Origin of the sequence: Pseudonocardia sp. KRD291, from assembly GCF_019263595.1 — a bacterium.
Lineage (GTDB): Bacteria > Actinomycetota > Actinomycetes > Mycobacteriales > Pseudonocardiaceae > Pseudonocardia.
Window position 1 is genome coordinate 16137 of sequence record NZ_JADQDD010000004.1, and the last position, 13784, is coordinate 29920.

A 13784-nucleotide genomic window follows, 5' to 3' on the forward strand; every position below is an offset into this window, starting at 1 on the left:
CCGGGGTCCGTCGCGTGGTTCCGGGCCGCGCGAGGTCCCGGTCGTCGTGGTGGACGGCGACCGGGTCGTCGAGGCAGGACGCGGCGGGGAAAGATGCCCGCCATGGGTGACACGCTTCTGTTCGTCCGGCAGTTCCTCCGTTCCCCGACCACGATCGGTGCGGTCGCACCCAGTTCGGCGTACCTGGCCCGGCGGATCGCGGCGGACGTCCCGGAGTCCGGCGACCCGGTCGTGCTGGAGCTGGGCCCCGGGTCCGGTGCGTTCACCGGGGAGATCCGGCGCCGTCTCGGCGGGCGGGGCCGGCACGTCGCGGTCGAGGTGAACCCGTCGATGGCGGCCGCGCTGCGGTCCCGACACCCGGGCGTCGAGGTGATCGAGGGCGACGCCGCGGACACCGCGGGCCTGCTCCGCGCCGTCGGGGTGACGCGGGTCGACCTCGTGGTCAGCGGGCTGCCGTGGGCGGTGTTCCCGGGGCCGAAACAGGACGCGATCCTCGACTCCGTCGTCGCGGCGATGCCCCCGGACGGTCGTTTCGCGACGTTCGCCTACTCGCACGCCACCGTGCTGCCGCCCGCCGTGCGGTTCCGCCGGCGTCTGGAGGAGCGCTTCGAGTCCGTCGGTTCCGGGGCGACGGAGTGGCGCAACCTCCCGCCCGCCCGGATCCTGCACGCCGCGCGGCCCCGCGCCGGTGCGACCTCCGGGCCGTCCGTCTGATCGAACTGTGAGCCGCCCGGCGGCGGCGCGGTCTCCCGGGGACCTTCCCGCGGGAATTCGCTCGCGAACTCTCGGAGTTCGCGAGGGAATTCTCGAGAGGAGGGTGCCCGGGCCCTCCCTCGGACTCGGCCCGCCCGGCAGGACCCCGCTCAGACGTTCGGCTCGCGCGCGGCGTCGCGCAGGAACGTCAGCGCCAGGTCGGCGAAGGCGTCGGCGCGCTCGATCTGCGGCATGTGACCGCAGCGGGCGAACACGTGCGAGCGGGCGTGCGGGATCGCCGCGAGCGCCGCGCGCAGGTGGTGGCCGGGGAGGATGATGTCCCGCTCGCCCCACACGGCGAGCGTCGGGCGGGGGCGCCGGGCGACCTCGGCGAGCAGCGCCGCCCGCCACTGCGGACGCACGCCGCGCACGGTCCCGAGCTCCCTGGCGATGTCGGCGAACACGGCGGCCTGGTCGGCCCGGGCGGCGACCTCGAGGGCGAACGAGACCCGCTCCTCGGTGACGAACGCGTCGTCGAGGAAGATCGCCCGCTCGGTCCGGCGGGCGGCCGCGCGGTCGATCCGGGTGAGCAGCCGGGCGCCGACGAACGGGATGCCCAGCACCCGCAACGCCACCGTGACCTCGGAACCGAAGCCCGCGGCGTCGACCAGGGTCAGCGTGGCGACCCGCTCCGGGGCCCGGGTGAGCACCAGCATCGCCACCGCGCCGCCGAGCGAGTTGCCCATCAGGTGCACAGGGCGTCGCTCGCCGATCGCGTCCAGCACCCCGACGGCGCCGTCGGCGAGCTGCTCGAACGTCGCCGGGCCGGGCAGCCGGTCGGACAGGCCGAACCCGGCCAGGTCGGTGCTGATCACGCGGTGGGTACCGGAGAGGCGCTCGTGCTGGGCGTCCCAGTCCTCCAGGCTGCGCCCGATGCCGTGCAGCAGCAGGACCGGGGGCGCCGCCGGGTCGCCGCTGGTGCGGACCCGGATCCGGGCACCGCGCACGGTGACGGTCGCGAGGTCACCGGGCGGCGACGGGTGGGTCGGCGGCGCCGGAGCACCCGCGGTGAGCGGGCCCCGGGAGGTGCCGGTCGTCATCGCCGTGCCGCCCCCGCGCCGGACGGGAGCTTCTTCTGCGCCGCGCCGGCCGCGCCGACCAGGCGGGAGAACACCGTCACGCTGTTGGCCGGGAACAACCGAGCCAGCACGTCCGGGATCTTCGCGCTCATCCCGATCAGCACCCGCGCGCGGCGGTGCTCGATCCCGTCGATGATCTGCTCGGCGGCCTTCTCCGGCGGGATCGTGAGCAGCTTGGCGAAGTCGCGCTTGCCCTGCTCCGCCTCGTCGGCCGGGATGTTCACCCCGACCCGGGCGTCGGAGGCGATCCGGGTCTTGATCCCGCCCGGGTGCACGGTGGTGACGCCGGTGCCGCCCTGGGCCAGCTCGCTGCGCAGCACCTCGGAGAACCCGCGGATGCCGAACTTGCTCGCGCAGTACGCCGACTGCCCGGGCGGGGCGATCAGGCCGAACAGGCTCGACACGTTGACCAGGTGTCCGCCCGGCTGCGCGGTCAGGGCCGGCAGCAGGTGGTGGGTCAGCCGGACCGGGGCGTGGAAGTTGATGTCCATGACCCAGTCGAACTCGTCGAGCGTGAGCCGGGAGAAGTCGCCGCCGAGCGCGACGCCGGCGTTGTTGACCAGCAGCGTGATCTGCGGGTGCTCGGCCAGGATCTGCTGCGCGGCGGCGTCCAGGGCGGTCCGGTCGGCCAGGTCCACGACCAGCGTGGACACCGACAGGCCGGGGTGGCGGCCGCGGATCGTCGAGGCGACGGCGTCCAGGCGCCCGCCGTCGCGGTCGAGCAGGACCAGGTTGCTGCCGCGCACGGCCAGGCCGTACGCGAGGTTCTCGCCGATGCCACTGGCGGCGCCGGTCACCACGGCGGTGCCCTCGGCGAAGCGGTACGGGTTCGTGCTCACGATGCGAGCTCCTTTGCCCCGTGCTCGGTCGACGTCCTCGGGAGGTCGACGAGCCGGGTGAACGACATGTCGCGGGTCAGGTCGCCGCGGTTCATGCCGACGGCGTCGAGGAAGAAGTTCTGGCGCAGGCGCCACGGGTCGTTCTCGCCCTGCTTGGGGAACTTCGACACCGAGCGCTGCACGTACCCGGACTTGAGGTCGAGCAGCGGGCGGTCGGGCTTCTGGTCCGGGCGCGGGGTGGCGATCGCGTAGCCCTTGCGGTCCATGTGGGCGAGCAGTCGGGGCACGTAACGCGAGACCAGGTCCGCGCGCAGCGTCCAGGAGGCGTTGACGTAGCCGATGCACAGCGCCAGGTTCGGGATGCCGGACAGCATCAGGCCGCGGTAGGCGACGGTGTCACCCAGGTCGACCTGCGCGCCGTCGACGAACACCTCCATCCCGCCGAGGGGCTGCAGCGTCAGGCCGGTCGCCGAGACGATCACGTCGGCGGCGATCTCCTCGCCGGAGCGCAGCCGGATGCCGGTCGGGGTGATCCGGTCGATGTGGTCGGTGACCACCGACGCCTTCCCGTGGCGGATCGACGTGAAGAAGTCCCCCTCGGGGACGACGCACAGGCGCTGGTCCCAGGGCTCGTAGGACGGCGTGAAGTGCTCGTCGACGGCCTTCTCGTCCTTGAGGAACTTCAGGGCCAGCCCGCGCAGGATCTTCTTCACACGCTCCGGGCGGCGCCGGGCGAGCTGGTAGAACGCCTGGGTCAGCGTGACGTACTGGGCGCGCAGCAGGTGGTGCGCGAGCTTCGCCGGCAGGTACTTCCGCAGCGCGTCGGCGGACGGGTCGGTGCTGGGCAGCACCGTCAGGTAGGACGGCGAGCGCTGCAGCATCGTCACGTGCCCGGCCTTCTCGGCCATCGCCGGGATCAGCGTGACGGCGGTCGCGCCGCTGCCGATCACCACCACGTTCTTCCCGGCGTAGTCCAGGTCCTGCGGCCAGAACTGCGGGTGCACCCACTGCCCGGTGAAGTCCTCGCGGCCCTCGAACTCGGGCTGGTAGCCCTCGTCGTAGTTGTAGTAGCCCGAGCACATGTACAGGAACGAGCAGGTGTAGGTCTTCGGGCCGTCCGCGGTGCGGGTCTCGACCGTCCAGCGGGCGGTCGCGGTGTCCCAGGAGGAGCGCACGACCTTGGTGCCGAACCGGATGTGCGGCCGGATGCCGCCCTCGTCCGCGGTGTCGGAGATGTAGTGCCGGATGCTCTCGCCCGAGGCCATCGACTTGCGCTCACGCCACGGGCGGAACGGGTAGGCCAGGGTGAACATGTCCGAGTCCGAGCGGACCCCCGGGTAGCGGAACAGGTCCCAGGTGCCGCCGATGTTGTCGCGGCCCTCGAGGATCGCGTAGCTCTTGCCCGGCAGTTCCTGCTGCAGGCGCCAGGCCGCGCCGACACCGGAGAGCCCCGCCCCCACGATCAGCACGTCGAGGTGCTCGGCGCCCGGCCCGCCGGTGCCGGACGCCTGCGTGGGCGGCGGCTGGCTCGACGACTGCTGGCTCGACGACTGCTGGGTCGACGGCTTCGGGGTGGACGGCTGCTGGGTGCTCGTCATGTTCGGCCTCCTTCGGCGACGACGGCGTCAGCGAATCTGATCACGAGTATGGCCCGCGCGCAGCGACCGGTACTTGACCGAGCGCGACACTAATTTACTCTGACGCGACATGGCGTCGATGATCCGGGCGGCCGCGCTGCGCGGTCTCACCCCGCTGGTGGACTCGCTCGGCGGGGACGGCGCGGCGCTGCTGGCCCGCTTCCGGGTGCCGCCCGGCGCCGTCGACCCGGTCCCCGTCGACCCGGCCGCCGGCGACGCCACCGAGCACGGCGACGCCACCGACCCCGGGGGTCCGGACGCTCCCGACGTCCTGATCCGCTCCGCCACGGCCGGGCGGATCCTGGAGACCGCCGCCGCCGAGCTCGACTGCCCGGACCTGGGACTGCGCCTGGCCGAGCACCAGGGACCCGACGTGCTCGGCCCCCTCGCGGTGGCGGTGGAGAACTCGGCGACGATGGGGGAGGCGCTCGACTGCGCGTCGCGGTTCCTGTTCGTGCACAGCCCGGCGCTGCGGGTCTCCCGGATCGACGACCCGGAGGGCGCGCCCGGCGTGATGGGCCTGCTCTACGGCAGCACCGAGCCCGACCCGCCGCCCCCGCAGGCCGTCGACCTCGGGCTGGGCGTGTTCCACCGGATCGTGCTCGTCCTCGGCGGCGGACCGTACGGCCTGCGCTCGGCGCACCTGCCGCACCCGCCGCTGGCCCCGGTCTCGCGCTACCGCGAGTTCTTCGGCACCGACGTCCGGTTCGAACGCGACGCCGCGGTGCTGCGGGTGCCCTCCGAGCTCGCGTCCCGCCCGATGCACGGCGGGGACGAGACGGTGCGCGCGATCGCGATCGACTACCTGGAGAACCACTTCGACCGCCCCGGCCGCACGGTCACCGACCGGGTCCGGACCGCCCTGGTCCGCTCCCTGGGCACCTCACCGGCGCGGATCCCGTCGGTCGCGCGGCTGCTCCGGATGCACCCGCGCACGCTGCAGCGCCACCTCGCGGCCGAGGGGACGACGTTCGAGACCGTGCTCGACGAGGTCCGCCGGGAGGCCGCGCACCGGTTGATCACCCGCTCCGACCTGCCGTTCTCGCAGGTGACGGCGATGATCGGGCTGGCCGAGCAGTCCGCGCTGACCCGGGCGTCGCGGCGCTGGTTCGGCGACACCCCGCGGGCGGTGCGCCGGGCCGCCGGGCCGTAGCCCGTCCGGCCCGGAGATCACCGGCCGGGACGTGACGGGCGCCCACGGCGGGTGGCAGTGTGATCGGCGGGCGAGGAGGCCGCGCCCGCCGAACGACCCCGGAGGTGCGTGTGGGTGAGGAACCGGTGCTGCTCACGCACCGCGACGGCGGCGCCCTGACCCTCACGCTGAACCGCCCGCACCGGCGCAACGCCATCGACGGCGAGCTCTGGGAGGCGCTGCGCGCGGCGTTCGTCGACGCGCGGCACGACGCGTCCGTGCGGGCCGTGGTGCTCGCCGGCGCGCCCGGGGCGTTCTGCGCCGGGGCCGACCTCGGCTCGCAGCCCGACGGGCACCCGCTCGTGACCATGCACCGGGTCAACGAGGTCGCGCTGGCCCTGCACGAGCTGAGCGTGCCGACGGTGGCGAAGGTGGACGGGGTGGCCGTCGGCGCCGGCTGGAACCTGGCGCTGGGCTGCGACCTCGTCGTCGCCACGCCGCAGGCCCGGTTCTCCCAGATCTTCGCCCGCCGCGGGCTGTCGCTGGACTTCGGCGGGTCCTGGCTGCTGCCGCGCCTGGTCGGGATGCAGCAGGCCAAGCGGCTCGCGCTGCTCGCGGAGATGGTCTCGGCGGAGGAGGCGCGCGACCTCGGCCTGGTCACCTGGCTGGTCGGGGCCGACGAGGTGGACGCGTTCGTCGACGACCTCGCCGCCCGGCTGGCGGCCGGCCCGCCGATCGCGCTGGCCGAGACGAAGGCGCTGCTGGAGAGCGGCTCGTCGTCGACGATGCGCGAGGCGTTGACCGCGGAGGCTCGGGCGCAGACGATCAACCGCGGGACGGACGCACCGGCGGCGCTGCGCGCGTTCGTCGACCGGGTGGAGCCGGAGTTCACCGGTACCTGGGTCGTGGACGGCACGAACGCACGGAGGGACCCATGACGACCACTGCCGAGGACCGGCTGCACGAGTACCGGCGGACCCTGCGGGCCTGGCTGGCCGGGCACGTGCCGGAGAACCCGACCGGCGACGTCGAGGAGGCGAAGGCGTTCCAGGCCGCCCTGCACGACGCCGGCTACTCCGGGATCACCTGGCCCGCCGGGTCCGGTGGTCAGGGCCTCGGGCCCGCCGAGCAGCAGATCTTCGCCGAGGAGGCCGCGGCGTTCGAGATGCCGGTGCGTCCCTTCCTGATCGGGATGGGCATGTGCGGGCCGACGATCGTCGACCTCGGGACCGACGAGCAGAAGCGCCGCTACCTGCCGCCGCTGCTGCGCGGCGAGGAGATCTGGTGCCAGCTGTTCTCCGAGCCCGGCGCCGGGTCCGACGTCGCCGGCCTGCAGTGCAGGGCCGTCGCCGACGGTGACGGCTGGGTGCTGACGGGTGCGAAGGTGTGGACGTCGAACGCGCAGTGGGCCGACTACGGCGCGATCCTCGCCCGCACCGACCCGGACCGGCCCAAGCACGGCGGCATCACGATGTTCGTCGTCGACATGCGCGCCCCGGGGCTGACCGTGCGCCCGCTGGTCGACATGACCGGCGGCGCACCGTTCAACGAGGTCTACCTCGACGGCGTCCGGGTCGGTCCGGACGACGTCCTGGGGCAGGTCAACGCCGGCTGGGCGGCCGCGGTCACCATGCTCGGGCACGAGCGCGTCACGATCTCCGGGCTGCGCCAGAAGCGCAGCAGCGGGCTGACGTTCGAGGCGCTGGCCGATCTGGGCCGCCGGCACGGCACCGACCCGGTCGCCCGCGACCGCCTCGCCGACCTCTACGCCCACCAGCGGGTGCTCGAGCTGTTCAACGCCCGGATGCGCCAGGAGACCGTCGCCGGTGCCGCCCCCGGCTCGCGGGGCTCGGTCGGCAAGCTGGCCGGGGCGATGCTGCTGCGCCGCGCGGTGGACACCGCAGGGCACCTGGCCGGCGCGAACATGGTGGCCTGGGAGGACGGCGACACCGGCGCCGCGAGCCTGGAGCTGGGGACCAACTCGACCCCGGCCTCGAACATCGCCGGCGGCACGAACGAGATCCAGCGCGGCATCATCGGCGACCGGATCCTCGGCCTGCCCCGCGAGCCGCAGGTCGACCGGGGCGTCGCGTTCCGCGATCTCACGGTGGGGACCCAGACCTCGGCGGCAGAGACCTCGTCCGAGCAGACACCGAAGGGCGGGAGCTGAGATGGACCTGGTCCTGACCTCCGAGCAGCAGGAGCTGCGCGCCGCGGTGCGCGACCTGCTCACCGACCACGCCGACTCGGCGAGGGTCCGCACGGCGATGGACAGCGACACCGGCCACGACGCCGAGCTGTGGCGGCGCCTGGGCACCGACCTGGGTGTGCTCGGCCTCGCGGTCCCGGAGGAGCTGGGTGGCGCCGGGGCCGGGCACGTGGAGCGCTCGGTCCTGGCCGCCGAGCTGGGGCGCGCGCTCGTCCCGTCGCCGTTCCTGGCCTCGGCGGTGTTCGTGCTGGACACCCTGCTGGCACTGCCGGCCCAGCCGGCCCGCGACGAGCTGGCGGCGGCGCTGGCGTCGGGGGAGCGGATCGCGGCGCTCGCCGTCGCCGAGGACGGGGCCGGGGTGTTCGACCCGGGCCCCTCGGCCACCCGCGCGACCCGCTCCGGGGACGGCTGGAGGATCGAGGGCCGCAAGAGTCCGGTGCTGTCCGGGGAGGTCGCCGACGTGCTCGTCGTGCACGCGGTCACCGACGACGGCCCGGCGCTGTTCCTGGTCGAGGCCGGGGCCTCGGGCCTGACCCGCGCCCGCCTGGCCTCGATCGACCCGACCCGTCGGCTGGCCCGGATCGACCTGGCCGGCACACCCGCGACCCGCCTCGACGGCGACGCCGCCGCGGCGCTGTCCGCGGCGGGCGACCGGGGCGCCGTCGCACTGGCCGCGGAGCAGACCGCCGGCATCGAGCGGGCGATGGAGCTGACCGTCGAGTACGCGAAGATCCGGGTGCAGTTCGGCCGGCCGATCGGGTCGTACCAGGCGGTCAAGCACGGGTGCGCGGACATGTACGCGGCGTGGGAGCAGTCCGAGTCGGCCGTCCGCTACGCCGCCTGGGCCGCCGACCACGACCCCGGCGCGCTCCCGCTGGCCGCCGCGGTGGCAGGCGTCTACGTCGGCCCGCGGTACTTCGAGGTGGCGACCGGGATGGTCCAGTACCACGGCGGCATCGGCTACACCTGGGAGCACGACGCGCACCTGTTCTACAAGCGCGCCAAGTCCGACGAGCTGCTCCTGGGCACCCCCGGCGCGCAACGCGCCCGCCTGGCCGGCCTGCTGAACATCTAGCGCTCCCGCACGCGAAACGGTGCCCCCGCACGCGTCATGTCACGTGCGAGGGCACCGTTTCGGATGCGGCGCCGGAATGCGGCGGCGGCGGTGGGCGGCGTCGGGGTGCGAGTCAGTCGAACAGGTCGGGGTCGGTGCGGACGACCTCGTCCCAGAGCGGCTGGAAGGAGAACCAGCCGGCGAACGGGCTGCCCGTCTGCTCGCGGGTGAAGTCGGCGTTCGCGTGGTCGATCATCGTCGGCGTGCCCGCGGCCTCGGCCAGGAGCTGGGCCTGGCAGTTGCGCTCGGTGCTGATGAACCACCACGCGGCCTCGGCGACGGTGTCGCCCACGGTGAAGATGCCGTGGTTCTGGTGGAACGCCATCCGCAGGTCGCCCAGCCCCTTGGCCAGTGCCGCGCCGGCCTCGCGGTCCACGACCACCGCCCCGGCGCCCTCGGCGACGACGGTGTGGTTGTCGTAGAGCGCGCACGCGTCCTGGGTGATCGGGTCGAGCTTGCGTCCCAGCGACGACCAGGCCTTGCCGTGCACCGAGTGCGCGTGGCAGGCGGCGACGACGTCCGGGCGCGCCTCGTGCACCGCGGAGTGGATCACGAACCCGGCCCGGTTCACGGGCTTGTTCCCGTAGCGGACGACGCCGTCGTGGTCGACCAGGATCAGGTCGGAGACCCGGATGTGGCGGAACGACATGCCGAACGGGTTGACCCAGAACATGTCCGGGTCCTCCGGGTCGCGGACGGTGATGTGCCCGGCGATGCCCTCGCCGAACCCGAACCGACCGAAGATCCGGAACGCGCCCGCGAGCTGCTGCTTGCGGTGCAGGCGCTCCTCGGCGCTGGTCGCGAAGACCGGGGGCTTGGGCAGGGAGATGCCGTCCTGCGTCGGCTCGAACGAGGGCATCGAGGACTCGGGCGTCTCGGCGGACGGTGCCTCGGCGGACGGCGTCGCGGCGGTATGGGGCTTCGTGGGTGCGGCCATGATTCGAAGGTGCGCCGCGGCGCCGCCGTCGTCAACCCACCGCTCCGGCGAACCTTTCGGGCCCGGAAGGCGAATACTGGTCAGACGGGAGGCGCGCCGCCGGTCCTCGGCGGCGCACGGACCACCGTGGGCATGAGGTAAGGACATGAGCACCGACACCGGATGGTTCGCCGGCGACCCGGCGGGGGAGCGCCCCGTGTGGTGGGGCGCGGTCTGCGCGAGCGGGCTGGTCGCCATCGGGGCGCCCACCGCCCTGCAGGTCCTCTGGCTGATCGTGGTCGGGGCGAGCGCGGCGGCCGGGCCCCGGGCGTCGAAGGCCCTGCGCGAGGCACGGGAGCAGCAACGACGTCAGGCGGGCTGAGCGCTGTTCTTCGGGCCGCTCACTCCGGACGCCCGGTCACGTAGATCAGGTTCAGGCCCTGCCCGGGCGCCGGGTGCGCGGTGACCTCGCCGAACCCGGCCTCGCCCAGCATCCGGCGTGCCAGACCCTCGCCCCAGGCAGCGCCGAGCCCCGCGCCGCCGGAGGCGAGCGAGACCGTCATGCAGTGCAGCGTGCTGATCGAGTAGATCCACGGCGCGAACGGGTTGCCCACGTTCTCGGACAGCTCGCTCGACGCCGCCATGTCGATCATGACGAACGTCCCGCCCGGGGTGAGGGCGTCGTGCACGCCGCGCAGAACCTCGGCCGGGGCGGCCTGGTCGTGCACCGCGTCGATCGCGAACACGACGTCGAACGGCCGCTGCGGCGCCAGTGCGGAGACGTCGGCGACCTCGAACGACACGTTCGCCAGCCCCGCGTCCGCCACCTCGGCGCGGGCCAGCCCGATCGCCTCCGAGGACAGGTCGTAGCCGACGAACGTCGACGCCGGGAACGCGGCGCCGAGCACGGCCAGTGCGTGCCCGGTCCCGCAGCCGACGTCGGCGACCCGGGCACCCGCGGCGAGCCGCTCGGTCAGGCCGGGCGCCAGCGGGAGCCACGCCTCGACCAGCAGCTCGTCGAGCGGGCGGCGGTTGAGCTCGTCCATCACGCCGGTGAAGTGCGGGGCGAACGCGTCGTAGGGCACCCCGCCGCCGGTCCGGAACGCCTCCTCGACGCCCTCGAGGTTGCGGCCCAGCAGCGTGACCATCGCCGCCATCGGGCCCATGTTCTTCGAACCCGGCCCGGTCAGCGCGGCCGCGTGCTCCGGCGGGAGCGTGTAGGCCGCCGCGTCGCGGTCGTAGGTCATGATCTCGGCGGTCACCATCGCGCCCAGCCACTCCCGGACGTACCGCTCGTCCAGACCGGCCCGCGTGGCCAGCTCGGGAGACGTCGCGGGCCCGTGGGCGGCCGCGGTGAACAGCCCGAGCCGGTGCCCCAGGTCGATCATGTAGGCGAGCGCCCCGTGGGTGTAGATCCCGAAGAGCGACCGGGCGAACGCCCGCACCTTCTTCCGGTCCGGGACGGCACTGTCGGGGGACTCGGCGATGGTCATGTGCCGATCGTGCCCCAGCCGTGGCGGCCGCCGGAAGGATCGATGTCGACTCCGGTAGACCGGGCGGTCCGACGGGGTAAGCGTGATCGATTTCTGTGGTCACCTTCCGGCCACCGATGGCCACGATCCTTCCTCGAACGTCGATCACGGACGCGACGTCGGTCAGGGCGGACAGCCGGGCGGGTTCTCCGGGTCCTCGCGCAGGGCGTGCAGGATCCGGGTCAGCTCGGCCCGGTCGGCGGCGTCGAGGCGGCCGAAGAAGTCCTCCGCCTCGGCGGCCCGCGCGCCCCGGATCTCGGCCGCCACCTGCGCGCCGCCGCCGGTCAGCCGCAGGATCGTGGCGCGCCGGTCCTGCGGGTCGGGGGAGCGCTCGACCATGCCGCGGGCCTCGAGATCGTCGACGACCTCGGTCGCCGAGCGGGGCGCGATCCGCAGGTGGCGGGCCAGCTCGCCGGGGCGCATGTCGCCGTGCCGGGCCAGGACGCCGATCGCCCGGGACTGCGACGGCGACACGTCGTAGGGGGCCAGAGCCTCCTTGGACACGTGCCGCAGCGTCCGCGCGACCGCCCAGAAGGCCTCGGTCAGGGTCTCCTCGCGATCCCGGGTCTCTTCACCATCCCGGGTCTCTCCACGATCTCGGGTCTGTTCGCGATCGTCCCCCGGCACGGGAACAAACTAGCAAGAACTACGGTTGCTGCCTCATGATGAGGTTACCTCAGCAAACATGAGTCCACCGAGAGGACCACCACCTTGGCCACCGATACCCCCACCCCGCCCGGACGTCCGGGCCGTCGCGGCACCACGACCAACGCCGCCGACCGGGCGGCCGCCCGCGACGTGTCCCTGCGCCGCATCGGCGCCCTGTTCGCCCCGCACCGGGGCCCGCTGACCGTTGTCATCGCGATCATCGTCGCGTCCTCGATCGTCGGGATGGCCTCGCCGTTCCTGCTGCGCGAGGTCATCGACGTCGCGCTGCCCGACCGCGACGTGGTGCTGCTCGCCTGGCTCGCCGGCGGCATGATCGCCGTCGCCGCGGTGACCGCCGCGCTCGGCGTCGTCCAGACCTGGATCAGCACGCAGGTCGGCCAGAAGGTCATGCACGGCCTGCGGACCAGCGTGTTCGCCCACCTGCAGCGCCAGTCGATCGCGTTCTTCACCCGGACCCGCACCGGCGAGGTGCAGTCCCGCATCACCAACGACATCGGCGGCATGCAGTCCGTCGTCACCTCGACCGCCACCTCGGTCGCCTCGAACCTGACCACCGCCGTCGCCACCGCGGTCGCGATGCTCGCCCTGTCCTGGCAGCTGACGCTGATCTCGCTGGTCGTGATGCCGCCCGCGGTGTTCCTGACCCGCAAGGTCGCCGCGATGCGCCGCGCGGTCACCGCCCGCCAGCAGCGCGAGCTGGCCGACCTCAACGTCACCGTCGAGGAGAGCCTGTCGATCTCCGGTGTGCTGCTGTCCAAGACGATGGGCAGTGGCCCCGCGCTGACCCGGCGGTTCACCGACTCCTCGGCCCGCCTGGTCGACCTGGAGCTGCGGTCACAGCTCGCCGGCCGATGGAGCATGGCCTCGATGCAGGTCATCTTCGCCGCGATCCCGGCCGTGATCTACCTGTCCGCCGGGCTGCCGTTCACCGCGGGTGCGATGAGCATCGGCACCCTGGTCGCGTTCACCGCGCTGCAGTCGGGGCTGTTCCGCCCGATCATGGGCCTGCTCGGCGTCGGCGTGTCGCTGATCGCCTCGCTCGCCCTGTTCGCGCGGATCTTCGAGTACCTGGACCTGACCGTCGAGGTCGACGAGCCGGAGCACCCGGTCGTCATCGACCCGGCCGCCGTCGGCGGCCACGTGCGCTTCGAGGACGTGACGTTCGCCTACCCGGGCAGTGACTCCGCCGCCGTCGCCGGGGTGGACCTCGACGTCCCGGCCGGGACCACGCTGGCTCTGGTCGGCGAGACCGGTTCCGGCAAGTCCACGCTCGCCTCGCTCGTCGCACGGCTCTACGACCCGACCGGCGGCCGGGTGACGATCGACGGCGTCGACGTCCGCGACATCGCTCTCGGCGACCTGGCCTCGATCGTGGGTGTGGTCAGCCAGGAGACCTACCTGCTGCACACCACCGTCCGGGAGAACCTGCGCTACGCCCGCCCGGACGCGACCGACGCCGAGATCGAGGACGCGGCCCGCGCCGCGCAGGTGCACGACATGATCGCCGAGCTGCCAGAGGGCTACGACACCCTCGTCGGCTCCCGCGGGCACCGGTTCTCCGGCGGCGAGCAGCAGCGGATCGCGATCGCCCGCACGCTGCTGCGCGACCCGAAGGTCCTGGTCCTCGACGAGGCCACCAGCGCCCTGGACACCGAGACCGAAAGGGCAGTGCAGCACGCGTTCGACGCCCTGTCCCGGGGCCGCACCACGATCACCATCGCGCACCGGCTGTCCACCGTCCGCGACGCCGACGCGATCGCCGTCGTCGACCACGGCCGGATCGCCGAGACCGGCACGCACGACACCCTGGTGGCGAGCGAGGGCCGCTACGCCGCCCTCGCCGCCGCCTGACCATCACCTCGACCCCCGACGTCGTGGAGCCCTGATGCACTCCCACGTGCTCT

Annotated in this window: 13 protein-coding genes; 7 read left to right on the forward strand and 6 right to left on the reverse strand. The window is 73.6% G+C overall.

The window, feature by feature from the left end:
• The first annotated feature begins 102 nt into the window (after window positions 1-102).
• Window positions 103-714 (forward strand): class I SAM-dependent methyltransferase, encoded by a 612-nt coding sequence (locus tag I4I78_RS01555; protein WP_218609336.1) that lies wholly within the window; start codon window positions 103-105, stop codon window positions 712-714.
• A 149-nt stretch (window positions 715-863) separates the two neighbouring features.
• On the opposite strand, the gene I4I78_RS01560 is transcribed toward I4I78_RS01555, so the two are convergent.
• From I4I78_RS01560 to I4I78_RS01570, 3 genes are read right to left on the reverse strand one after another with little or no spacing between them, the layout of a single operon-like run.
• The gene (locus I4I78_RS01560; protein ID WP_218609337.1) at window positions 864-1793 is read right to left on the reverse strand and encodes an alpha/beta fold hydrolase; all 930 of its coding nucleotides are present in this window, start codon (window positions 1791-1793) and stop codon (window positions 864-866) included.
• Entirely contained in the window at window positions 1790-2671 is an 882-nt protein-coding gene (locus I4I78_RS01565; protein ID WP_218609338.1) for an SDR family oxidoreductase, read from the reverse strand. Before I4I78_RS01565 ends, I4I78_RS01560 begins: the two co-directional genes overlap by 4 nt.
• Window positions 2668-4269 (reverse strand): NAD(P)/FAD-dependent oxidoreductase, encoded by a 1602-nt coding sequence (locus I4I78_RS01570; protein WP_218609339.1) that lies wholly within the window; start codon window positions 4267-4269, stop codon window positions 2668-2670. The genes I4I78_RS01565 and I4I78_RS01570 overlap by 4 nt, the downstream gene beginning before the upstream one ends.
• A gap of 109 nt (window positions 4270-4378) precedes the next feature.
• On the opposite strand from I4I78_RS01570, the gene I4I78_RS01575 reads away from it, so the two are divergent.
• The 4 genes from I4I78_RS01575 to I4I78_RS01590 all read left to right on the forward strand — a co-directional run bounded on the left by I4I78_RS01575 (window position 4379) and on the right by I4I78_RS01590 (window position 8724).
• Window positions 4379-5461: an AraC family transcriptional regulator gene (locus I4I78_RS01575; RefSeq protein ID WP_218609340.1), complete on the forward strand. Its 1083-nt coding sequence runs from the start codon at window positions 4379-4381 to the stop codon at window positions 5459-5461.
• Window positions 5462-5571: 110 nt separating this feature from the next.
• Window positions 5572-6378: an enoyl-CoA hydratase/isomerase family protein gene (locus tag I4I78_RS01580; protein WP_218609341.1), complete on the forward strand. Its 807-nt coding sequence runs from the start codon at window positions 5572-5574 to the stop codon at window positions 6376-6378.
• Complete coding sequence (locus tag I4I78_RS01585; protein WP_226378914.1) at window positions 6375-7610, forward strand: acyl-CoA dehydrogenase family protein; 1236 nt, start codon at window positions 6375-6377, stop codon at window positions 7608-7610. The genes I4I78_RS01580 and I4I78_RS01585 overlap by 4 nt, the downstream gene beginning before the upstream one ends.
• A 1-nt stretch (window position 7611) precedes the next feature.
• The gene (locus tag I4I78_RS01590; RefSeq protein ID WP_218609342.1) at window positions 7612-8724 is read left to right on the forward strand and encodes an acyl-CoA dehydrogenase family protein; all 1113 of its coding nucleotides are present in this window, start codon (window positions 7612-7614) and stop codon (window positions 8722-8724) included.
• 112 nt (window positions 8725-8836) lie between these two features.
• On the opposite strand, the gene I4I78_RS01595 is transcribed toward I4I78_RS01590, so the two are convergent.
• Entirely contained in the window at window positions 8837-9700 is an 864-nt protein-coding gene (locus I4I78_RS01595; protein WP_226378915.1) for a class II aldolase/adducin family protein, read from the reverse strand.
• 145 nt (window positions 9701-9845) lie between these two features.
• On the opposite strand from I4I78_RS01595, the gene I4I78_RS01600 reads away from it, so the two are divergent.
• Window positions 9846-10061, forward strand: coding sequence for a hypothetical protein (locus I4I78_RS01600; RefSeq protein ID WP_218609343.1), 216 nt, complete (start codon window positions 9846-9848; stop codon window positions 10059-10061).
• A 19-nt stretch (window positions 10062-10080) separates the two neighbouring features.
• Here I4I78_RS01600 and I4I78_RS01605 read toward each other — a convergent pair whose 3' ends face one another.
• Together I4I78_RS01605 and I4I78_RS01610 are read right to left on the reverse strand one after the other, a co-directional pair.
• Entirely contained in the window at window positions 10081-11172 is a 1092-nt protein-coding gene (locus I4I78_RS01605; protein WP_218609344.1) for a class I SAM-dependent methyltransferase, read from the reverse strand.
• Window positions 11173-11334: 162 nt separating this feature from the next.
• Window positions 11335-11715 (reverse strand): MarR family transcriptional regulator, encoded by a 381-nt coding sequence (locus tag I4I78_RS01610; RefSeq protein ID WP_308251844.1) that lies wholly within the window; start codon window positions 11713-11715, stop codon window positions 11335-11337.
• 207 nt (window positions 11716-11922) lie between these two features.
• Between I4I78_RS01610 and I4I78_RS01615 the strand changes: the two genes are divergently transcribed.
• Window positions 11923-13731 carry an ABC transporter ATP-binding protein gene (locus I4I78_RS01615; protein WP_218609346.1) on the forward strand — a complete coding sequence of 603 codons (1809 nt, stop codon included), beginning with the start codon at window positions 11923-11925 and terminating at the stop codon, window positions 13729-13731.
• Window positions 13732-13784: the final 53 nt, after the last annotated feature.

Excerpts from the sequence above, each read along its gene's own strand:
- I4I78_RS01555 (WP_218609336.1), top strand. The coding sequence starts at position 103 with ATGGGTGACACGCTTCTGTTCGTCCGGCAGTTCCTCCGTTCCCCGACC.
- I4I78_RS01560 (WP_218609337.1), bottom strand. The coding sequence starts at position 1,793 with ATGACGACCGGCACCTCCCGGGGCCCGCTCACCGCGGGTGCTCCGGCG.
- I4I78_RS01590 (WP_218609342.1), top strand. The coding sequence starts at position 7,612 with ATGGACCTGGTCCTGACCTCCGAGCAGCAGGAGCTGCGCGCCGCGGTG.
- I4I78_RS01575 (WP_218609340.1), top strand. The coding sequence starts at position 4,379 with ATGGCGTCGATGATCCGGGCGGCCGCGCTGCGCGGTCTCACCCCGCTG.
- I4I78_RS01600 (WP_218609343.1), top strand. The coding sequence starts at position 9,846 with ATGAGCACCGACACCGGATGGTTCGCCGGCGACCCGGCGGGGGAGCGC.
- I4I78_RS01585 (WP_226378914.1), top strand. The coding sequence starts at position 6,375 with ATGACGACCACTGCCGAGGACCGGCTGCACGAGTACCGGCGGACCCTG.
- I4I78_RS01595 (WP_226378915.1), bottom strand. The coding sequence starts at position 9,700 with ATGGCCGCACCCACGAAGCCCCATACCGCCGCGACGCCGTCCGCCGAG.
- I4I78_RS01605 (WP_218609344.1), bottom strand. The coding sequence starts at position 11,172 with ATGACCATCGCCGAGTCCCCCGACAGTGCCGTCCCGGACCGGAAGAAG.
- I4I78_RS01570 (WP_218609339.1), bottom strand. The coding sequence starts at position 4,269 with ATGACGAGCACCCAGCAGCCGTCCACCCCGAAGCCGTCGACCCAGCAG.